Genomic DNA, 20,984 nt, shown 5'->3' on the forward strand with positions numbered 1-20,984 from the left:
ATATTTTGGCCGGCGCACAATTATGCTGTGTAATATATGCACAATCTTGTTCTTTGCATCAAAGCCGGCCATGATCGTCTACCAGGAATATCCGCCCCTCCCCGCCCTGCGGCCCTGGCTGGACTGCGTCTGGACGTGCCGCGTGCAGACGGGCGCCACGCCCTTCACGCACCAGGTCTTGCCCGACAATTGCATCGACATCCTGTGCCAGGACCAGCAGGACGCCAGCTTTGCCGTCGGCATGATGACAGCGCCGATTGCCGTCGTCAGCCAGGGCCTCGTGCAGACGGTGGCGGCCCGCTTCAAGCCGGGCGCAGCCGCCCGCTTCTTCCAGTTGCCCTTGTGCGAACTCAACGATGGCCGCACGGGATTGCAACAGCTGTGGGGCCGCGAGCTGGCGGCGCGCCTCGGTGATGCGCTATGGAGCGAGCCCTTGAGCAATACGCAACGAGTTTCTATTTTGCAAGAATATCTGCTGCTGCGCCTGCGCGCCGCGCCGCCACGGCGCCAGGCCGGCGCGGCCGAACATGCCATCGCGGCCATCGAGGCGGCATCGGGCCAGGTGCGCGTGGATGGCCTGGCGCGGCAGCTGGGCGTGTCGCGCCAGCACCTGGCGCTGCAATTTCGCCAGCAAGTGGGCATCAGCCCGAAGCTGTTTGCCCGCATCTGCCGCTTTCGCGCGGCCAGCCAGGGGCTGACAAGCCTGGCGGGACAACAGGATTGGGCGCAAGTGGCCTTGCAATATGGCTATTTCGACCAGTCGCACTTGATCCACGACTTCCAGGATTTCGCCCGCAGTTCGCCCGAAGCGTGGCTGGCGGGCCGGCGCACTTGAATACCTTCCATTTTTCCAATCACGCGCCGCGCGCCGGTGGCATGATGACCTTCTCTTCATTCATCAGGAGTAGCACATGATCAAGGGTTTGCGCACCGTCACCTATCCCGTCCCCGACCTGGACAAGGCCAAGGCCTGGTACAGCCAGGTATTCGGCACGGCGCCGTATTTCGACCAGCCCTTCTACGTCGGCTTTGCCATCGGCGGCTTCGAGCTGGGCTTGCTGCCGGACGGCCAGCCTGGCACGCAGGGCAGCGTGACGTACTGGGGCGTGGACGGCATCGAGCAGGAAGTCGAGCGCATCGTTGCGCTGGGCGGCAGCCTGCACCATCCGATCACGGACGTGGGCGACGGCATCCGCACGGTGGAGTTGCTCGACCCGTTCGGCAACCAGATCGGCCTCATCGACAATCCCCACTTCGATACCAGCAAAGTCGTCTAAGCGGCTTCACCCTGCAGCCAGACGCGGAACTGCTGCAAGGCCAGTTTTTCATGCGCCGCTTCGGGCGTGATCAGGTAATACGCGCGCTGGCCACGCAGTGGGCGCTCGCACACGATGCGCAACTCGCCCCGCGCCAGTTCCGCTTCGACCAGCATACGGGGCAGCAAGACCACGCCCTGCCCCTGCACGGCCGCCATGGCCAGCATGGAAAACAGTTCATAGCGGGCGCCGTAGCGCGCCAGCTCCCCATCGACCTGCATGGCGTCGAACCACTGGCGCCAGGCGCCCGGGCGCGTACTTTGCTGCAACAAAGTCAGTTCCAATAAATCCTGCGGCTGCCAGGCGCTGCGCGCGGCCAGCAGGCGCGGACTGGCGACGGGCACGATTTCTTCATGCATGAGCAAGGTGGCGCGCGTGCCGGGCCAGCGCGCCAGCTGCTCGGGCGTGCCCGCGTACAGGGCGCCGTCGTATTCCGTATCGGCAAACATGAACGGCTTTGTATACGCATCGATATGCACGACGATGTCGGGATGCAAGCCCGCCAGCGACGACAGCCGCGGCATCAGCCAGCGCGTGGCAAACGTGGGGACCGAAGCCAGCTGCAAGGCCCCGCCACCACCCTGGCGAGCCATGGTGTCGAGCGTGTCGCGTTCCAGGCCGTCGAGGCGGGCCGCGATCTGCCGCGCATACGCGGCGCCGGCGCTGGTCAGCAGCACACCATGGCGCGTGCGCTGGAACAGTTGCACGCCGAGAAAGCTTTCCAGCGAGGATATCTGGCGCGACACGGCGCTTTGCGTCAGCGACAGCTCGCGCGCCGCATGCGTGTAGCTCTGGTGCCGCGCAGCCGCCTCGAAGCAGTTCAGGGCTTGCAGCATGGGAATTTTGCGTGACATGGGGTATCCGGCCGGTGAAAGGCTCCTAGTATGCCGCAAGATATGCGTAACACGCATGTCTGGGTGCGAAAAAATCGTTTGCGCAAGGCTAGGCAAAAACCTACCATGAGCCATATTCAATCTTGCGCCGATCACCGGCGCTCACCTGCGAGGCCTGTGATGAGCAAAACCGTATTCGACTGGAATTCCCCCCTGCTGCTGGAAGAACAACTGACAGGCGACGAACGCGCCGTGCTGGAAGCGGCCCGCGACTATTGCCAGGGCAGCCTGGTGCCACGCGTACTCGAATCGTTCCGCCATGGCCGCACGGATGCGGCCATCTTCCGCGAAATGGGCGAGCTGGGCTTGCTGGGCACCACCATTCCCGAAGAATACGGCGGCGCCGGCCTGAACTATGTCTGCTACGGCCTGGCCGCGCGCGAAGTCGAGCGCGTCGATTCGGGCTACCGTTCGATGATGAGCGTGCAATCGTCGCTGGTGATGGTGCCGATCAACGCCTTCGGCAATGAAGAAACCAAACAAAAATACCTGCCGAAACTGGCGACGGGCGAATACATCGGCTGCTTCGGCCTGACGGAACCGAACCACGGTTCCGACCCTGGCAGCATGGTCACGCGCGCCCGTAAAGTGCCGGGCGGCTATAGCTTGTCCGGTGCGAAGATGTGGATCACCAACAGCCCGATTGCCGATGTGTTCGTCGTCTGGGCCAAGGACGATGAAGGCGCGATCCGCGGCTTCGTGCTGGAAAAAGGCTGGAAAGGCCTGTCGGCGCCGGAAATCCACGGCAAGGTCGGCTTGCGCACCAGCATCACCGGTGAAATTGTCATGGATGAAGTGTTCTGCCCGGAAGAAAACGCCTTCCCGGACGTGCGCGGCTTGAAGGGCCCGTTCACTTGCCTGAACAGCGCCCGCTACGGCATCGCCTGGGGCGCGCTGGGCGCGGCCGAAGACTGCTACCTGAAGGCACGCCAGTACACGATGGACCGCCAGCAATTCGGCCGCCCATTGGCAGCCAACCAGCTGGTGCAAAAGAAACTGGCCGACATGTTGACGGAAATCACCATGGGCTTGCAAGGCTGCTTGCGCCTGGGCCGCATGAAGGATGAAGGTTCGCCGGCCGTGGAAATCACCTCCATCATGAAACGCAACAGCTGCGGCAAGGCGCTCGATATTGCCCGCGTGGCGCGCGACATGATGGGTGGCAACGGCATTTCCGACGAGTTCGGCGTTATCCGCCACCTGGTCAACCTGGAAGTGGTCAACACCTATGAAGGTACGCACGACGTGCACGCGCTGATCATCGGCCGCGCCATCACCGGCATCGCCGCCTTCAACTAATGGACGCCTTGGCTTCCACCCTGCGGCCCGCGCCGCTGACCGGCTTGCGCGTGCTGGACCTGTCGCGCGTGCTGGCCGGCCCGTGGGCCGGGCAAATGCTGGCCGACCTGGGCGCCGACGTCGTCAAGGTTGAACAGCCTGGCCGCGGCGACGACACGCGCTCCTGGGGCCCGCCGTATCTGAAGGATGAAGACGGCCGCGACACGGCCGAAGCCGCCTACTTCCAGTGCGCCAACCGCAACAAGCGCTCCCTGTGCATCGACCTGGCCGCCCCCGAAGGGCAAGCCCTGGTGCGCAAGCTGGCTGCCGAATCGGACGTGCTGCTGGAAAATTTCAAGCTGGATGGATTGAAGCAATATGGTTTAGACGCGGCCAGCTTGCTGGCGCTCAATCCTCGCCTCGTCTACTGCTCCATCACGGGCTTCGGCCAGGATGGACCGTATGCGGCGCGCGCCGGCTATGACTTCCTGATCCAGGGCATGGGCGGCTTGATGAGCATCACTGGCGTGCCCGATGGCCAGCCGGGCGCCGGACCGCAAAAAGTAGGCGTGGCGCAGACGGACATCCTGACGGGCCTGTACGCCACCATCGCCGTGCAGGCGGCGCTGGCCGAACGGGAACGCTCGGGCCTGGGCCAGCATATCGACCTGGCCTTGCTCGACGTGCAAGTGGCGGCGCTGGGCAACCAGGCCGCCAACTACCTGTGCGGCGGCAAGGTGCCCCAGCGCATGGGCAATGCGCATCCGAACATTGTTCCATATCAAGACTTTCCCACGGCCGATGGCGACATGATTCTGGCCATCGGCAACGATGGCCAGTTTTCGCGCTTCTGCGCCGTCGCCGGCCACCCGGAATGGGCGCAGGATGAACGCTTCGCCACCAATCCGCAGCGCGTGACGCACCGGGCGATCCTGATTCCCTTGATGCGCCAGACCACGGTCATGCGCACGACGGCCGAGTGGATCAGCGCGTTCGAGGCGCAAGCCGTGCCCTGCGGTCCCGTCAACCGCATCGACCAGGTCTTTGCCGACCCGCAAGTGGTGGCGCGTGGCTTGAAAGTGGAGATGCCGCATCCGACGGCGGGCACGGTGGCGCTGGTGGCCAATCCCGTGCGCCTCTCAAGCTCGCCAGTGCAGTACCGCTTGCCGCCGCCATTGCTGGGGCAGCATACGCAGGAAGTGCTGCAGCAGTGGCTGGGATTGGACAGTGCGGAAATTGACGGCTTGCGCGAGCGCAAGGTGGTGTAAACGTTGGTCGTCTGGACGTTGGTCGGATTAGCGCTTGCGCGTAATCCGACTTGGACAGCCAACAATGTTGTCGGATTACGGCCCGCAGGGCCTAATCCGACCTACGATTCTATTTACTTGAGTACCAGCTTCAACGCCGGCTTTTCGCCATAATCGTCATAGCGCTCATTGATGCCGGCGATACAGAAGGTGATTTCTTCCAGTAAATCAGGCACCTGCGCCTTCATGCTTTCCGCGTCCTGCACGACGATTTCCAGCACTTCGTTCGGTTTCAAACGGAACTGCGTCATGTTTTCGTCGTCGCGCAAATAGCTGAGGCAATCGACCCAGGCATCCATGCTGTTGCCGTAGAACTCGGGGAAACCGAAGGCTTGCACGCATTGCGCGTGAAAGCTCGCTTCGTCGGTGATGTCTTTTCCATTCAGGATGGCAGTGGCCATGGTCTTCCTCAGTTCTTCAGCGACAGCACATCCTGCATGTCGAACAGGCCGGTCGGCTTGTCGGCCAGGAAACGCGCCGCGCGCAGGGCGCCGTGGGCGTAGGTGACGCGGCTGCTCGACTTGTGGCTGATCTCGATGCGCTCGCCGATGCCGGCAAACAGCACCGTATGGTCGCCGACGATATCGCCGCCGCGGATGGTGGCAAAGCCGATGGTCGACGGGTCGCGTTCGCCCGTCACGCCTTCGCGGCCGTACACGGCGCATTCCTTCAAGTCGCGGCCCAGGGCACCGGCCACCACTTCACCCATTTGCAGGGCCGTGCCCGATGGCGCATCGACCTTGAAGCGGTGATGGGCTTCGATGATCTCGATATCGTAGCCTTCGGACAGGCTTTTCGCGGCCAGTTCCAGCAGCTTCATGGTGACATTCACACCCACGCTCATGTTCGGCGCGAACATGATGGCCGTCTTTTCGGCAGCGGCGGCAATGGCTGCCTTGCCCGCGTCATCGAAACCGGTGGTGCCGATGATCATCTTGACGCCGTGCTCGGCGCAATACGCCAGGTGCTGCAAAGTGCCTTCCGGGCGCGTGAAGTCGATCAGGTAATCGGCGCCGGCCAGGCCGGCGGCCAGGTCGGACTCGATCAGCACGCCGGCAGGCTTGCCCAGGAAAGCGGCGGCATCCTGGCCGACGGACGGCGAGCCTGCGCGGTCGAGCGCGCCAGCGAGCACGGCGTCGGGCGCGTTGCTGACCGCTTCGATCAGGATATGGCCCATGCGGCCGCTGGCGCCAGCGATGGCAATTTTCAGTTCAGTCATTTTATTCTCTTACAACAGCTTATTTGGTAGGTTCGGCAGCAGGTGCAGGCTCGGCGGCAGGCGCCGTTGCGGGTGCAGGTGCAACGTCAGGCTTGCTCACAGGAATGGCAGGGGCGGCATCGGCCGGCACCGGCACGGCGCTTGGCGCCACGGGCGATGGGACGACGGCGGCAGGCACGTCGGCCTTGGCGACCTTGGCGAACGGCGACGGACCAGCGATGCGGTCAATGTATTCTTTCTCCGTCGGCAAGTTTCCGCCTTCGAAACGTTCAACCTTGCCATCCTTGCCGAAGTACACGACCACGCGGCTGCTGGTGGTTTCGCCACTGCCCCGGGCCAGGCGGAATGGATAATCCCAGCGGTCGGCATGGAAGATATCGGTCAGCAGCGAGGTGCCGAGGACGAAACGCACCTGGTCGCGCGTCATGCCCACTTTCAACTGGGCCAGCATCTCTTCCGAGACAAAGTTGCCTTGTTGAATGTCAGGACGGTAGGGCGAGAAGAACCACATGAATTTTTGCAGCGGCGTAATGGTCGTCGTTTGTGCGCCCTGTTCCGGGACTACTTCCTTGCCTTCTTTTTGAGCAGCTGCCGGCTTTTCGCCCAGGATGCCACGGCTGGCGCAGCCGGACATGGCCAGCGCGACACAGACCATGCCTGCCACGACTGGTGCTCGAAATGAAATACGGTGCCAGAGAGATGGCAATACAGCCGGTGTTACGCGCATAAATGACCTCAATTGGATGAACAAAACGCCAGGAGTGACCGGCCCGCCAAAAAAAAGCATATTTTGGCACTCCCCGACAAAACGCTATATGATAAAGCACCTGACCCACATACGAGCAACAAACATGAGTAACAATCCTAGTGATCTCAAGGCAAGCGGCCTGAAAGCCACCCTGCCACGGCTGAAGATACTCGATATCTTCCAGAGTAGCCCGGTACGCCACCTGACCGCGGAAGACGTGTATAAAATTCTGCTGGCCGATAATATGGATGTCGGCTTGGCAACTGTCTACCGCGTTCTGACCCAATTCGAACAGGCAGGCTTGCTCAACCGCAACCATTTTGAAACCGGCAAGGCGATTTTCGAACTCAACGAAGGCTCCCACCACGATCATCTGGTATGCCTCGACTGTGGCCGGGTCGAAGAATTCTTCGACGAAGAAATCGAAATCCGCCAGCAAAAAGTGGCCGAAGAGCGCGGCTTCAAGATCGCCGAACACGCCCTGGCCATCTACGGCAACTGCACCAAGACAGCTTGCCCGCACAAAACAGCCTGACCCACGCCGGCCATTCCCGCAAGGGGCCGGCCGGCGCAGCATTGAACCGCATCAATGATGGCTGAGTGCGCTTGACAGCAACTTGGCCGTGATATCGACAATCGGGATGACGCGCTCGTAAGCCATGCGCGTCGGTCCGATCACTCCCAACGTTCCCACGATCTTGCCGTTGACTTCATACGGCGCCGTCACCACGCTCATTTCATCCATCGGCACCAGGTTCGATTCGCCGCCGATGAAAATCTGCACGCCCGTCGCCTTGCTCGACACGTCGAGCAGCTGCATCAAGCCCGTCTTTTGCTCGAACATGTCGAACATCTGGCGCAGCGAATGCATGTTCGATGACAGATCGCTCACGCTGAGCAAGTTGCGCTCGCCGGAAATCACCATGTCGTCGCTATGGTCGGCCATCGCCTCGCTGCCCGCTTCCACGGCCGCCTGCATCAGGCTGCCCATGTCGTCGCGCAACTGGCGCAATTCGCCCTGCAGGCGCACGCGCACGGCGTCGAATGACAAGCCGCCATAATTCTGATTGATGTAATTGGCCGATTGCACCAGTTGCGCCGGCGTATAGTCGGCCTCCGTCAACAGCAGGCGGTTCTGCACGTCGCCGCCGGGCGCGACGATGACGAGCAGGATGCGTTTTTCGGACAGGCGCAGGAATTCGATTTGCTGGAACACGGATTCGCGGCGCGGGCTGAGCACGACGCCGGCAAACTGCGACAGCGACGACAACATCTGCGCCGCGTTGGCGATGGTTTTTTGCGGCTGCGGCGTCTGCAGGCGCATGCGCGACTCCACCAGATGCTCGTCCAGGTGCCGGACGGTCAGCAAGGTGTCGACAAAGATGCGGTAGCCGCGCGGCGTGGGGATGCGTCCGGCCGAGGTATGCGGACTGGACACATAACCGAGCTCTTCCAGATCGGCCATGATGTTGCGGATCGTGGCCGGCGACAGGTCGAGGCCGGAAATTTTCGACAAGGCGCGCGAACCGACCGGCAGGCCGTCGGCGATATATCGCTCGACCAGGGCTTTCAGCAGTGTTTGGGCACGTGTATCGAGTTGCATGGTGTTCTATTTAGAAAGTATTTTGTTAAGCAAGCGGCAACGAAAGCGGCCGAACGTGCAGCAACAGCGCCTATTATGCACGTTCGCCCGTCCCGCGGCGATCAATCTTCCAGTTGCCCCTGCAGCCACAGCAGCAATTCATCAAAGTTGGCGCAGATGGCGTCGGGCTGCACGCCGGCGGCCAGGTTGGCGTCGCTGCCCTTGCGGTTCATCCACACGGCACGCATGCCCGCCCCTTGCGCCCCCGTCACATCGAAATACAGGTCATCGCCGACATACACGGCCTCGTGGGGCGCCACGCCCAGCGCGGCGCAACCGGCCAGGAAGATGCTGGCGTCAGGCTTGGCGACGCCAAAGTCGCTGGCGGCAATCGACACTTTAAAATGCTGTGCCAGGCCGATAATTTCAAGGTCCGCATTGCCATTCGAGATGGAGCCGACCAGCATGCGCTGGCCCATCCAGGCCAGGCCCGGCAAGACATCGTCATACGGCTGGACGCGATGACGGGCCGCCAGGAACTGCGCGATGGCGCCGTCGACGAGGGCGGGATCCTCGCCGGCAGCTTCGAAGGCGGTCAGCAGGCCAGCGCGGCGCAACTCGATCAGGTTGCCATGGAAATGCGGTTGATCATTGAGCATGGCCAGGCGGTGCTGGCGCAGCACCTCGATGGAAAACTGCTGCGCCACCTTGGGCGCATGCGCGGCCAGCCAGTCGTGCAGCAAGGTTTCGGCGGCGGCAATCACGGGCGCGATGGGCCACAAGGTATCGTCGAGGTCGAACAGGATGGCCTTGGGCGGCACGGCAGGTTTTACAGGGGCAAGGGACATGGGATTCACGGTGGATGCCGCGCCACAGTGCGCAGCCTGCGTCTATTGTCGCATTGATCGCCGCCGCCGACATGGCTGCGCCCCCGTGAAATGGGGCCGGGCCAGCGCTTCCCGGCGAAAAATTGTTACAGGGTGATACAAGGCAAGATCATTCAGCTTGCCAGATAGACTAAAATAGGCGCCATTCCAATGCGGCGCCAGCGTCCGCGTTGCGCTACCCAACCTAATTCGTTTTGGAGAATGTATGAAAAATTTGTACCTGCGCTCGATGCTGGCGGCGGCTTGCGCCGTCACATTGGCAGCCTGCGGCGGCAGCGGCGGCAACCTGTATCTGAGTGGCCAAGTGTCCAATCTGGCAAAAGATGGCCTGATTCTCCTGAATGATGGCGAACGCTTGCCTGTCTCCGCAGGCCAGACCTCCTTTGTTTTCACCAAGCTGGTCAATACCGATGACCGCTACGACATCAGCATCGCGCAGCAGCCAAAAGGCGCCGTTTGCAAGATTACCAATGGCGCAGGCAAGGCATCGAGCTATTCCGTGACCACGGCTTTCGTCAGCTGCGAAACCAATACCTACCCGCTGAGCGGCACGATCACAGGCCTGACCGCGGACGGCTTGACCCTGGCCATTGGCAGCACCACCACCAGCCCGCTGAAAGGCAGCACGAGCTATACGTTCCCGAATGTCAATGACGGCATTGCCTACAATATTTCCATCGCGACGTATCCAACGGGCCAGACGTGCAAGTTCGTAGGCTCTGCCAGCGCCAACGGCCGCGATGTCGTCGGCACCATGGGTTCAGCCGCCACGACCGGCGCCGCACTGAACTGCACGGCGCTGTAAGCCACGCGATTCGTCACCACTATATTGGATTGGAGAAATACATGAAGTTATCCTGCCTGCGCCCACTCGCCGCGCTGCTGTTGACCCTGGGACTGGCTGCTTGCGGCGGCAAGGCCTCGTATGATGTCAGTGGCACCATCAGCAATTTGAACACCGACGGCCTGGTCCTGGCCAACGGCGGCGTCAATCTCCCGATTAAATCGGGCCAGACCTCGTTTACCTTTGCCAAGCGCATCGACTATGGCACCGACTACAACATCACCGTGCAGAGCCAGCCAGCCCACATGACTTGCGCCGTCAGCGGCGGCACCGGTTCGGCCGGTCACTACCTGAGCATCCAGGCAGCGGTCTCATGCACGCAAAATAGTTATACGGTAGGCGGCACGGTGACTGGCCTGACAGCCGACGGCCTGATCCTGATCTACGGCAATGCGCAAACCGCTGTGGCCAAGGACAGCACGACCTTCACCATGGGAACGCGTGTCCCCTATGGCGACACCTATGGCATCAGCGTATTTGCCCAGCCAACTGGCTTGAAATGCAACGTGGTAGGAGACACCGGCGTCGGCGTCATGGGCGAAGCGAACGTCACCACCGTGCAGATCGCCTGCACTCCGGGCTAACGCTGTAGCGCTGGCAGCCGCCACGCGGCTGCCAGGAAGAGATATCACAGAAATCTATAGTTGATATTCTAAAGATAAATTGGAGTTATATGTGGCGATGCAGCATAATGCATCTGTCTCCTCCAACTCTTCCAAGAATTGGATTTAGCCCGCTTTTACCAGCGGGCTTTTTTTTGCCCAAAATTCCTCAGGCAGGTTTATTCAAGCCGGGCTGCAGCATCTGCACGATGCTGGAGAAATCCTGCTGCGCATACCCCGCTTGCGCATGCATCTGGTACAACTGGCGCACCAAGCCTCCCAAGGGCGTGGGCGCGTTCGCCGACAGGGCCGACTGCTGCGCCAAACCCAGGTCTTTCAGCATCAGCGCCGTGCCGAAGCCGCCCGTGTAATTGCGCGAAGCGGGCGTACCGTCCATGACGCCGGGCCACGGGTTGTACACTTCCAGGGTCCAGTTGCGGCCCGAACTCTTGGCCATGATGTCGGACAGGACTTTCGGATCGAGGCCATGCGCCACGCCCAGGTTCAAGGCCTCGGCCGTGCCCGCCATCAAGATACCCAGCAGCATGTTGTTGCAAATCTTCGCCACCTGGCCCGCACCCGCCTCGCCCGCATGGAAGATATTCTTGCCCATCTTTTCCAGCAGAGGACGCGCCTGCTGCAAGGCCGCTTCGCTGCCGCCAACGATGAAAGTCAGAGTGCCGGCTGCCGCGCCCGCCGTGCCGCCCGAGACGGGCGCATCGATCATGGCAAAGCCGCGCTCGCTGGCCGCCTGCGCCACTTGCCGCGCCACATCGGCGGCGATGGTGCTGCAATCGATGAACAGGGCACCGGGCTTGGCCGAGTCGAGCACGCCGCCGGCCGCCAAGTACAGTTCCTGCACGTGCTTGTTGGCTGGCAGCATCGTGATGACGGCGTCGGCCGTCTGCACGGCCGCGCTGGCGGAAGCAGCCGCCGTGGCGCCCGCCTCGACCAGCGACGCCACGGCCGCTGGCGCCAGGTCGAACACTGACACGTGGAAGCCGGCGGCCACCAGATTGCGGGCCATCGGCGCGCCCATGTTGCCCAGGCCGATGAAAGCGATATGTTGCATGGTAAAAATCTCCTGTTGTTCTTTTAATGCAGGTCGCGCAAAGGATGGCTATCCCATGGCGCCGCGAAATATTCATTCAGATACGCATCGCTGACGTCGACCAGGCTGGCTGGCTGCCACTGCGGCGCGTTGTCCTTGTCGATCAGCAAGGCGCGTACGCCTTCGCTGAAGTCCGCGTGGGCGCAGCATTGCACGGCAACGATCAGTTCCAGCTGGAACACTTGGGTCAAACTCATGTGCCGCGTGCGGTCGCGCATGGCCCAGACCAGCGCGGCCGAAGTGGGCGCGCCCTTGTCCAGCGAGTGGGCCGCCTTTTGCAGCCACGCCGAATCGCCGTCGTACGCGGCAATGGCGGCCACCACTTCGGGCAAGGTGGGCGCTTGCGTCAGCGCGGTGATGGCGTCGAAGTTGGCGCGCACTTCAGAGACGGGCAGCACGGAGGCCGGCGCCGAGAAACCGCGCAGCAAGCGGTCCAGCTGCTCGCTGTTCGCCTGCGGGCTGGCTTGCCATTGCGCCAGCGCCAGCGCGTCGAGCACCATGGCGCGCTCTTCCTGGCGCAGGAAATAGTCGCCCAGGCCCGCGAACAGGGCGTCGGCTGCGTTCATCGGCGCGCCCGTCAAACCCAGGAACAGGCCGCTGCGCCCCGGCATGCGGCCCAGGAACCAGCTGCCGCCCACGTCAGGGAACAGGCCGATGGTGATTTCCGGCATGGCGATGCGCGTGCTTTCCGTCACGATCCGGTGGCTGGCACCGGCCATCAGGCCCAGGCCGCCGCCCATGACGATGCCGCCGCCCCACACCAGCAGCGGCTTTGCATACGTATGGATGCGGTGGTCGAGCCGGTATTCCTCGGCAAAGAAGGCCAGCGCCTGCGGATTGGGCACGACACCTGGCTGCTCGGCAACGGCCGAGCGCAGGCTGCGCACGTCGCCGCCCGCGCAAAAGGCCTTGTCGGTCGACGATTGCAGCACCACGCAGGCGATGGCAGCGTCGCTGGACCAGCGCACGAGGGCGCCATCGATGGTGCGTATCATGTCCAGGTTCAGGGCGTGCAAGGACTTTGGCGCATCGAGCGTGATGACGCCCAGCTTCATGCCGCCGGGACAGTCACGCTCTTCCAGTTTCACTGTTTCAAGCAAGGTTTCAGCCACAGTAGTTTCAGCCATTCTTCCACTCCGCCGGACGTTTTTCCAGGAACGCTTGCACGCCCTCTTTCTGGTCTTGCGTATCGAACAGGCCCAGGAACAGGGTGCGTTCATCGGGCAAGGAATTGACGAGTGGATGGCTGCGCGCACCCTGGATCAGGGTCTTGCACGCCGTCACGCTGCTGGGGCTCTGGCGCGCCACCTTGGCGGCCAGGGCCAGCGCCGTGGCGGCAGCCTTGCCGGTTGGCACGACCTCCTCGACGAGGCCGATGGCCAGGGCCTTGGCCGCATCGACCCGCTCGCCGCATAAAATCATGCGCTTGGCCCAGCCTTCGCCCACCAGCCACGGCAAATGCTGCGTGCCGCCCGCGCACGGCAGCAAGCCGACGGACGCTTCCGGCAAGGCCATCTGCGCATGTTCTTCCGCGATGCGGATGTCGCAGGCCAGCGCGCACTCAAGTCCGCCGCCCATGGCATAGCCATTGATGGCGGCGATGCTGACGCCGCGAAACGCGGACAGCGCCTCGAACGCCTCGCCAAACGCGGCGGCCATGGCGAAAGCCGTGTCCTTGTTGCCGTCGGCGAACACGTTCAGGTCGGCGCCGGCCGAGAAGAACTTGGCGCCGCCGCCCGTGATCACGAGCGCATACACGTCGGGATCCGCGTTCAGGTCGGCCACCAGCTGCGTCAGCCCGTTCAGGCTGGCCAGGGTCCACGTGTGGGCCGGAGGATTATCGAGGGTCACCAGGGCCGTATGGCCACGGCGTTCCAGCAGTAAATTTGTATACACTTTGCTCATCGTAAGGTCTCCGTGGCGCCGTCTTTCAAAATCGCTCGCGCGACGATCAGGCGCATGATTTCATTCGTCCCTTCCAGGATTTGATGCACCCGCGTGTCGCGCACGTGGCGCTCGAGCGGATACTCGCGGATGTAGCCGTAGCCGCCATGCAATTGCAGCGCATCGTTGGCCACATTGAAACCAACATCCGTGGCGAAACGCTTTGCCATGGCGCAGTAGGCCGTGGCGTCCGGGCTTTCCTGGTCGAGTTTCCAGGCAGCCAGGCGCACCATCTGGCGCGCCGCCACCAGTTCCGTCAGCATGTCGGCCAGCTTGAATTGCAAAGCCTGGAATTGCGCCAGCTCGCGGCCAAACTGCGTGCGCTCCTTCATGTACGCTTGCGCGCGCGTCAAGGCCGCCTGCGCCGTGCCCACCGAGCACACGGCGATATTGATGCGCCCGCCATCGATGCCCTTCATGGCAATGGTAAAGCCTTCACCTTCCGCGCCCAGCAAGTTACCGACAGGAACTTTCACCTGGTCGAAACTGATGATGCGCGTAGGCTGGCTGTTCCAGCCCATCTTTTCTTCCTTCTTGCCATACACGATGCCGGGCAAGTTGGCCGGCACGGCAAACGCGGAAATACCGGCCGCGCCCTCGCCGCCGGTTCTCGCCATGACGATCAGCATGTCCGTCTGGCCCGCGCCCGAAATGAAGGCCTTGGTTCCATCCAGCACATAAAAGTCGCCATCCCTGACGGCCTTGGTGCGCAAGGACGCCGCGTCGGAACCCGATTGCGGTTCCGTCAGGCAATAGCTGGCCAGCTTCTGCCCGGCGGCCAAGGCCGGCACCCATTCGTCGCACAGGGCTTCCGATCCCCAGCGCGACAGCATCCAGGTGGCCATGTTGTGGATGGTGATGTAAGCCGTGGTCGAGGTGCAACCACCGGCCAGCTCCTCGAAGACGATGGCCGCGTCCTGGCGGCTCAAGCCCAGGCCGCCCCAGCGCTGCGGCGTGTACAGGCCGCAAAAGCCCATCTCGCCCGCCTTGGCGATGGTTTCCACGGGGAAGATCGATTCCGCGTCCCAATGGGCTGCGTGCGGCGCCAGTTCGCCTTCGGCAAACGCGCGCGCCGCCTGCTGGAACTCGCGCTGCTCGTCGCTCAGTTCAAAGTCCATGCCAGCTCCTTATTTGAGGCTGATGGTTGTGTTGACCTTGCCCACCGAGGCCGCGTCCGTGAACCAGCGCTGGGTAATCGTTTGCGTCTGCGTGTAGAACAGCACGACTTGCTTGCCGAACGGACCCAGGTCGCCCAGTTTCGAACCGCGCGAACCCGTAAAGCTGAACAGGGGAACGGGCACGGGAATGGGCACGTTGATGCCGACCTGACCCACGTCGATTTCTTCCTGGAAGTAGCGGGCGGCAGCGCCGCTTTGCGTGAACAGCGCCGTGCCGTTGCCGTTCGGATTCGCGTTGACCAGGGCAATCGCTTCGTCGAGCGTGTCGACTTCGACGACGATCAGCACGGGGCCAAAGATTTCCTGGTCATACACGACCATGCCGGGCTTCACGCCGGAGAGAATCGTCGGTCCCACGAAGTTGCCGTTCGGATAGCCATCGACCTTGACGTCGCGGCCATCGAGGGTCAGCACGGCGCCCTGCTCGATGCCCTTGGCGACCAGGCTGTGCACGCGCTCTTTTGCGGCGCAGGAAATGACGGGGCCCAGGTCCGGATTGTCCTTGCCGGCACCGACGCTCAAGCCTTGCGCCTTGACGGCCAATTCCGGCAGCCATTCGCGCGCTTCGCCCACCAGCACGGCGACCGAGGCGGCCATGCAACGCTGGCCGGCCGCGCCGAAACCCGCACCCAGCAACTGGTTCAAGGTCTGTTCTTTATTTGCATCCGGCAAGACGACGGCGTGGTTCTTGGCGCCCATCATGCATTGCGCGCGCTTGCCGTTCAGGCTGGCGCGCTGGTACACATGCGTACCCACCTTGCTCGAGCCCACGAACGAAATCGCCTTGATGTCCGGGTGGTCACACATGGCGTTGACCACGTCTTCGCCGCCGTGGATCACATTCAGCACGCCGGCCGGGATGCCCGCCTGCAAGGCCAGGCGCACGAGTTTTTCCGTCACGAGCGGATCTTGTTCCGATGGTTTCAAGACAAACGTATTGCCGCAGGCAATCGCCATCGGGAACATCCACAGGGGAATCATGGCGGGGAAATTGAACGGAGTAATGCCGGCGCACACGCCCAGCGGCTGCATCACGCTGTAGGTATCGACGCCGCCGGCCACGTTTTGCGCATATTCGCCCATTTGCAGCGTGCCGATATTGGCCGCATGCTCCACCACTTCCAGGCCGCGGAAGACGTCGCCTTCCGCGTCGAGCAGGGTCTTGCCCTGTTCCATCGTCAAGGTGGCGGCCAGGTCGGCCATGTTTTCGCGGATCAACTGCTGCAATTTGAGGAAAATGCGGGCACGCGCGCCGATCGGCGTCTTGCGCCAGGTTTTGAAGGCGCGCTGGGCCGAGGCGATGGCCGCATTGACTTCATCCGGCGTGGCGAACGGTACCTTGGCCAGGACTTCCTGCGTGGCAGGGTTGACGACGTCGCGCCAGATGGTGGTTTGGGATTCAACCCACTCGCCGTTGATCAAGAGGGGAACGGTCGGAATTGTTGTTTGCGTGGTCACTCAGTGTCTCCTTGTGTGGGTATAAGTCTCTTTGCATTATTCGCACAATCGCCGCCGCGAACAAGGCGTGAAAATGCGAGATAATGCAAAGCTGAATCTGTTAATCTGCAAATGTTGTAAATTTGCAGATTCCACAAACCGGCGAAGAGGAAACGCGATGGCAAAGGTTTTCATGGGCGTGCGCCTGCAGCGGCTGCGCGAGGAACGGCGCATGACGCAGGTGGCGCTGGCCAAGTCCCTGGGCATTTCGCCCAGCTACCTGAACCAGATGGAACGCAACCAGCGCCCGCTGACGGTGCCGATTTTGCTGCGCATCGGCACGGTGCTGGGTGTCGATCCGCAAATCTTTTCCGAACACGACAGCGCCAGCCTCGTGGCCGACGTGCGCGACGTGTTCGGCGAATTGCCCGACGCGCCGCCCACCTCGATGGCGGAATTGAAAATGCTGGTGGAAAACATGCCGGAACTGGCCCGCTCGATCTTGCTGCTGCAGCGGCGCTACCGGGTGATGGCGGAACGGGCGGATACCCTGGCCGCGCGCCTCGACGATGGCAGCCGCGGCGCCAGCTCGGCGGCCCCGTCCACGGACGAGGAAGTGCGCGAATACCTGAACCGGCGGCAAAACTATATCGACGAACTGGACCGGGCGGCGGAACTGGTGGCGGGCGAACTCGATCCCGCCCTGCGCACGCTCGACGCGCTGCAAGGACGGCTGCTGGAACGCCACGGCATCGAAGTGCGCCTGTCCGACGGCGACGCGGGCATGGTGCGCAAGCACCGCTACGACGCCCAGCAACAGATATTGTGGCTACCCGACACCCTGACGGGCGGCCAGCGCGCCTTCCAGATGGCGGCGCAAATCAGCCTGCTCGAGCACAGCGAGTTAATCGACGCTCTCGTGCTGGCGGCAGGATTGTCCGGCGCGGCCGCGCAAACGGGCGCGCGCCTGGCATTTTCCAATTATTTTGCGGGCGCCCTGCTGATGCCCTACCAGCGCTTCCTGCAGGCGGCGGAAACGCGCGCCTACGATATCGAGCGCCTGGCGCACCAGTTCGGCGTGGGCTTCGAAGCCGTGTGCCACCGCCTGAGCACCATGCAGCGCCCCGATGCGGCCGGTTTGCCGTTTTTCTTCGTGCGCGTGGACCGCGCAGGCAATGTCTCGAAGCGCCAGTCGGCCACGGACTTTCATTTCTCAAGAGTGGGTGGCACCTGCCCGCTGTGGATCGTCTACGACGCCTTCAGCCATCCGGGCCAGGTGCTCACGCAAGTGGCCAGCATGCCGGACGGCTGCACCTATCTGTGGATCGCGCGCCAGGTCAGCACGGCGTCGCCGGGCTTTCGCGCGCCCGGCAAGACGTTTGCCGTGGCGCTGGGCTGCGACATCTCGCAGGCGCACCGCTTGATCTATTCGAAGGGACTCGATTTGCACGACCCCTCCAGCGCCACACCGATCGGCACGGGCTGCAAGGTGTGCGAACGCCAAAGCTGCCCGCAGCGGGCGTTTCCGTCGCTGCTGGCGCCACCGCCTGCGTCAGCCTGATTTATTCGACGACCCGGGTGCGCAATGCGTCGAACTCGCGCGCAAACTCCACGCGCCAGTCGCGCCGCGTGCTCTCGTCGATCCAGGCCGCGTCGAGGCCATTCAACATGAAGCCGCGCATGTCATCGAGGCCGAAACCGAACTCGCGCATCAGCATCCAGGCGCCCGTCGGCGTCACGTGGTGCAGGGTCGGATCGTCCGTGTTCGGATGCAGTTTCAGGCCCAGCTTGGCCATGGCGCGGATCGGGTGATCGAGGGCCCAGCGCTCTGGCGCCAGAGTGCGCAAATAATACGAATTGGTGGGCACCACGGTGAAGACAAGTCCCCGCTCCACGCAGCGCTGCGCCAGTTCCGGATTGTCGACAATCGTGTAGCCGTGGTCGACCCGGTCTACCTTTAACTCGTCAACCGCCGTCTCCACGTTCATCCACGGCATGCCGAATTCGCCCGCATGCGCCGTGCACTTGAAACCGGCTGCGCGCGCGGCGCGGTAGGCTTCGATGAAGAGTTCCGGCGGGCGGTCGTTTTCGCGGTAGTCGATACCGATGCCGATGACTTCCGGCGCGCGGTAGGCCTTCATCCATTCCACCATCTGCACGGCTTCGGCGGGAGCCGCTTCACGGTCGATGCTGGGGATCAAACGGCCGATCACGCCAAAGTCGCGCTGTGCGTCGCGGATGGCGGCCACGATGGCGTCTTGCGCCGACTCGTAGCGGATGCCTGACACGCGCACGGTGCCGGTGGGGTTCCAGAAAAATTCCGCATAGCGCACGCCGTGGCCATGCGCGTCTTCCAGGTATTCGTAGGCGAGGCAATACAGGTCCGTCGGCGAGACGATCAGGTGCGCGTCGAGCGCGCGCAGCACGCGCAGCACGCCGACGGGCTTGTCGCCGCGCGTGTAGAAAGAGTCGATTTCCTCGGGCGTGACGACATTGCCCGTCTTGGCGGCCAGCGCGCGGAAAGTAGCCTGGCGCACCGTGCCGAACAAATGGCAATGCAGCTCCACTTTCGGCATGGCGCGTAAAAACTGTTCGATGCTCAGGGGGGAATTAGACATGAAGCTCGTTTCGTAATGAAGTGGATCAGGCGAGAATGCCGGCCAGGCGCTGCATCAGCAGTGCGATGGCGGCCGGGCCGTCGGCCAGCATCGCCACCTGCGTGTTGATGGCGGCGCGGCGCGGCACGCGGAACTCGCACACCGTCATGCCGCGCGTCAGTTCGCCCGTCAATTCGATGGCCACGTGGGCGCTCTGGAACTGGAACAGCTGCGGCGCTTCCAGGTACAGGGCCACCACGGGGTCGTACATGGGCATGGGCACGGAACCGTCGGCGCTGCGGATACGCACGTACGCTTCCAGGTAGCCGGCCAGACGCTGCGCGCGCGGCGTGCCGATGGCGCGCAGCTGCCGCACTTCCGCATTCGTCACCAGCAGCTGGCGGCACAGGTTCAAGCCGAACATGCGCAGCGGGATACCGGCCTGGAACACCTGGGCGGCCGCTTCCGGGTCCGCATAGATATTGAATTCGGCCGCCGCCGTGTGGTTGCCCTGGTCGGTGGAGCCGCCCATCAAAATGATTTCGACGATTTTCTCGGCGATGTCAGGCGCGCGGCTCAAGGCGGTTGCCAGGTTCGTCATGGGCGCAATCGCCATGATGGTGATCTGGCCAGGATACTTGCGCACGGCGGCGATCAGCGCATCGACGGCGTGGCCGGCAGCGTCCGTGGCCGCGCCGGGCGGCAGGATCTCGCCTGTCGTCGGCATGCCGCTGTCGCCGAGGATGCGCTGCGCCGTTTCGATGACGCCGGCCAGCGGCTCTTCGCAGCCGCGGTAGATGGGCACCGTCAAGCCGTCATGGGCCTTGATGCGCAAGGCGTTGTCGTAGGTGATGGCGACGGGTGCATTGCCCGCCACCACGCTCACGCCCAGCCACTCGATGCCGGGATTGCTGCCCAGGAGCAGCATCGTCAGCCAGTCGTCAAAACCGGGATCGGTATCGAGCCAGATTTTTTTCAAGGGTTTGTCCATGATGATTTCCAGTCGAAGTTAGGCACCCAGCCACAGGGCGCTGTCGGCAGGCAGCACGAAGGAGACGGCCGTGCCTTCGCGCCAGGCGGCGCCGCCGGCCGCGCAGATGCCCTTGACCTGGCCCAGCGGTGTTTGCAGCAGGTATTCGACGGTGTCGCCCAGGAAGCCGCGCGCCAGCACGGTGCCAGGGTAGTTACCTGCCGCGTCGTCGGCGGCGCAGACGCGCACCTTGTCCGGACGCCAGCCCAGCACCGTGGTGCCGGCAGCGACGGGTGACGTGTACGGCAGGCTGGCGCCCGCGTGGTGCAGCGCGCCGTCGCGGTAGTCGAACAGGTTTTCAAAACCCATGAAGTTGGCAACGAAGCGCGTCGACGGCGTATTGAAGACGGCTTCCGGCGCGGCCAGCTGCTCGATGCGCCCGCCATTCATGACGACGATGCGGTCGGACAGGGCCAGCGCCTCTTCCTGGTCATGCGTCACGTACAGCATGGTGATGCCCAGTTCGCGCTGGATGCGGCGCAGCTCGGCGCGCATCTGCACGCGCAGCTTGGCGTCCAGGTTCGACAGCGGTTCATCGAGCAGCAGCAGGGCCGGTTCGACGACGATGGCGCGCGCCAGCGCCACGCGCTGCTGCTGGCCGCCGGACATCTGCGCCGGCAAGCGGGTTTCAAAACCGGTCAGGCCCACGGCGGCGATCACGGCTTCCACTTTGGTTTTCAGCAGGGCTGGCGCCACCTTGCGCAGGCGCAAACCGAAAGCGATGTTGTCGTACACGTTCAAGTGCGGGAACAGCGCATACGACTGAAACACCATGCCGATATTGCGCTTGTTCGGCGCCAGCTTGCCGATCTCGCGGCCGTCGAGCACGATGCGGCCCGACTGCAGCGGCATCAGGCCGGCGATGGCGCGCATGGTGGTGGTCTTGCCGCAGCCGCTGGGGCCCAGCAGGGAAATCAGTTCGCCCTGCTCGACGTGCAGGTCCAGGTCTTTCACGGACGTCGTGTTCTTGGCGTAGCCGAGGTTCAGCTTGTGCAGTTCCAGATAACTCAT

At 63.1% G+C, this 20,984-nt stretch carries 22 protein-coding genes; 8 read left to right on the forward strand and 14 right to left on the reverse strand.

What is annotated here, in order from left to right; all coding sequences use genetic code 11:
- Positions 1–46: 46 nt before the first annotated feature.
- Both VM94_RS17175 and VM94_RS17180 read left to right on the forward strand, forming a co-directional pair.
- A complete protein-coding gene (locus tag VM94_RS17175; RefSeq protein WP_235432930.1) occupies positions 47–835 on the forward strand; it encodes a helix-turn-helix domain-containing protein in 789 nt (262 codons plus the stop codon).
- A gap of 76 nt (positions 836–911) precedes the next feature.
- Entirely contained in the window at positions 912–1,277 is a 366-nt protein-coding gene (locus VM94_RS17180; protein ID WP_046684471.1) for a VOC family protein, read from the forward strand.
- Here VM94_RS17180 and VM94_RS17185 read toward each other — a convergent pair.
- Positions 1,274–2,170: a LysR substrate-binding domain-containing protein gene (locus tag VM94_RS17185; protein ID WP_046684472.1), complete on the reverse strand. Its 897-nt coding sequence runs from the start codon at positions 2,168–2,170 to the stop codon at positions 1,274–1,276. The two genes, VM94_RS17180 and VM94_RS17185, sit on opposite strands and share 4 nt — an antisense overlap.
- A gap of 159 nt (positions 2,171–2,329) precedes the next feature.
- Between VM94_RS17185 and VM94_RS17190 the strand changes: the two genes are divergently transcribed.
- Positions 2,330–3,508 (forward strand): acyl-CoA dehydrogenase, encoded by a 1,179-nt coding sequence (locus VM94_RS17190; RefSeq protein ID WP_034745726.1) that lies wholly within the window; start codon positions 2,330–2,332, stop codon positions 3,506–3,508.
- Complete coding sequence (locus tag VM94_RS17195; RefSeq protein ID WP_046684473.1) at positions 3,508–4,755, forward strand: CaiB/BaiF CoA transferase family protein; 1,248 nt, start codon at positions 3,508–3,510, stop codon at positions 4,753–4,755. The genes VM94_RS17190 and VM94_RS17195 overlap by 1 nt, the downstream gene beginning before the upstream one ends.
- A 113-nt stretch (positions 4,756–4,868) precedes the next feature.
- Here the strand turns inward: VM94_RS17195 and VM94_RS17200 are convergent, their stop codons facing one another.
- From VM94_RS17200 to VM94_RS17210, 3 genes are read right to left on the reverse strand one after another with little or no spacing between them, the layout of a single operon-like run.
- Positions 4,869–5,195, reverse strand: coding sequence for a barstar family protein (locus tag VM94_RS17200; protein ID WP_046684474.1), 327 nt, complete (start codon positions 5,193–5,195; stop codon positions 4,869–4,871).
- An 8-nt stretch (positions 5,196–5,203) separates the two neighbouring features.
- A complete protein-coding gene (gene dapB / locus VM94_RS17205) occupies positions 5,204–6,013 on the reverse strand; it encodes a 4-hydroxy-tetrahydrodipicolinate reductase (protein WP_046684475.1) in 810 nt (269 codons plus the stop codon).
- 19 nt (positions 6,014–6,032) lie between these two features.
- The gene (locus tag VM94_RS17210; protein WP_235432943.1) at positions 6,033–6,668 is read right to left on the reverse strand and encodes an outer membrane protein assembly factor BamE; all 636 of its coding nucleotides are present in this window, start codon (positions 6,666–6,668) and stop codon (positions 6,033–6,035) included.
- A 196-nt stretch (positions 6,669–6,864) separates the two neighbouring features.
- On the opposite strand from VM94_RS17210, the gene fur reads away from it, so the two are divergent.
- Positions 6,865–7,296, forward strand: coding sequence for a ferric iron uptake transcriptional regulator (fur, locus tag VM94_RS17215; RefSeq protein ID WP_034745717.1), 432 nt, complete (start codon positions 6,865–6,867; stop codon positions 7,294–7,296).
- A gap of 51 nt (positions 7,297–7,347) precedes the next feature.
- Here the strand turns inward: fur and hrcA are convergent, their stop codons facing one another.
- Entirely contained in the window at positions 7,348–8,364 is a 1,017-nt protein-coding gene (gene hrcA / locus VM94_RS17220) for a heat-inducible transcriptional repressor HrcA (protein WP_034745713.1), read from the reverse strand.
- Between the two features lie 101 nt (positions 8,365–8,465).
- On the reverse strand, positions 8,466–9,191 hold the full coding sequence (locus VM94_RS17225; protein WP_046684476.1) for an HAD family hydrolase: 726 nt from the start codon (positions 9,189–9,191) through the stop codon (positions 8,466–8,468).
- Positions 9,192–9,435: 244 nt separating this feature from the next.
- Between VM94_RS17225 and VM94_RS17230 the strand changes: the two genes are divergently transcribed.
- Positions 9,436–10,035, forward strand: a complete 600-nt coding sequence (locus VM94_RS17230) for a hypothetical protein (protein WP_046684477.1) — start codon at positions 9,436–9,438, stop codon at positions 10,033–10,035.
- Positions 10,036–10,076: 41 nt separating this feature from the next.
- Positions 10,077–10,658 carry a hypothetical protein gene (locus VM94_RS17235; protein ID WP_046684478.1) on the forward strand — a complete coding sequence of 194 codons (582 nt, stop codon included), beginning with the start codon at positions 10,077–10,079 and terminating at the stop codon, positions 10,656–10,658.
- A gap of 187 nt (positions 10,659–10,845) precedes the next feature.
- On the opposite strand, the gene mmsB is transcribed toward VM94_RS17235, so the two are convergent.
- From mmsB to VM94_RS17260, 5 genes are read right to left on the reverse strand one after another with little or no spacing between them, the layout of a single operon-like run.
- Entirely contained in the window at positions 10,846–11,748 is a 903-nt protein-coding gene (mmsB, locus tag VM94_RS17240; protein ID WP_034778800.1) for a 3-hydroxyisobutyrate dehydrogenase, read from the reverse strand.
- Positions 11,749–11,771: 23 nt separating this feature from the next.
- Positions 11,772–12,914, reverse strand: coding sequence for an enoyl-CoA hydratase/isomerase family protein (locus VM94_RS17245; RefSeq protein ID WP_082127756.1), 1,143 nt, complete (start codon positions 12,912–12,914; stop codon positions 11,772–11,774).
- Positions 12,907–13,692 carry an enoyl-CoA hydratase gene (locus VM94_RS17250; RefSeq protein WP_046684480.1) on the reverse strand — a complete coding sequence of 262 codons (786 nt, stop codon included), beginning with the start codon at positions 13,690–13,692 and terminating at the stop codon, positions 12,907–12,909. The genes VM94_RS17245 and VM94_RS17250 overlap by 8 nt, the downstream gene beginning before the upstream one ends.
- The gene (locus VM94_RS17255) at positions 13,689–14,849 is read right to left on the reverse strand and encodes an acyl-CoA dehydrogenase family protein (RefSeq protein WP_046684481.1); all 1,161 of its coding nucleotides are present in this window, start codon (positions 14,847–14,849) and stop codon (positions 13,689–13,691) included. The genes VM94_RS17250 and VM94_RS17255 overlap by 4 nt, the downstream gene beginning before the upstream one ends.
- Before the next feature lie 9 nt (positions 14,850–14,858).
- A complete protein-coding gene (locus VM94_RS17260; protein ID WP_046684482.1) occupies positions 14,859–16,367 on the reverse strand; it encodes a CoA-acylating methylmalonate-semialdehyde dehydrogenase in 1,509 nt (502 codons plus the stop codon).
- A 157-nt stretch (positions 16,368–16,524) separates the two neighbouring features.
- Here VM94_RS17260 and VM94_RS17265 point away from each other — a divergent pair, with 157 nt between their 5' ends.
- Positions 16,525–17,907 (forward strand): short-chain fatty acyl-CoA regulator family protein, encoded by a 1,383-nt coding sequence (locus tag VM94_RS17265; protein ID WP_046684483.1) that lies wholly within the window; start codon positions 16,525–16,527, stop codon positions 17,905–17,907.
- A gap of 1 nt (position 17,908) precedes the next feature.
- Here VM94_RS17265 and VM94_RS17270 read toward each other — a convergent pair whose 3' ends face one another.
- From VM94_RS17270 to VM94_RS17280, 3 genes are read right to left on the reverse strand one after another with little or no spacing between them, the layout of a single operon-like run.
- On the reverse strand, positions 17,909–18,964 hold the full coding sequence (locus tag VM94_RS17270) for an adenosine deaminase family protein (RefSeq protein ID WP_046684484.1): 1,056 nt from the start codon (positions 18,962–18,964) through the stop codon (positions 17,909–17,911).
- A 25-nt stretch (positions 18,965–18,989) separates the two neighbouring features.
- Positions 18,990–19,934: a nucleoside hydrolase gene (locus tag VM94_RS17275; protein WP_046684485.1), complete on the reverse strand. Its 945-nt coding sequence runs from the start codon at positions 19,932–19,934 to the stop codon at positions 18,990–18,992.
- Between the two features lie 18 nt (positions 19,935–19,952).
- Positions 19,953–20,984 (reverse strand): ABC transporter ATP-binding protein, encoded by a 1,032-nt coding sequence (locus VM94_RS17280; protein WP_034745685.1) that lies wholly within the window; start codon positions 20,982–20,984, stop codon positions 19,953–19,955.

The organism is Janthinobacterium sp. KBS0711 (assembly GCF_000988085.1).
GTDB lineage: Bacteria > Pseudomonadota > Gammaproteobacteria > Burkholderiales > Burkholderiaceae_D > Janthinobacterium > Janthinobacterium lividum_E.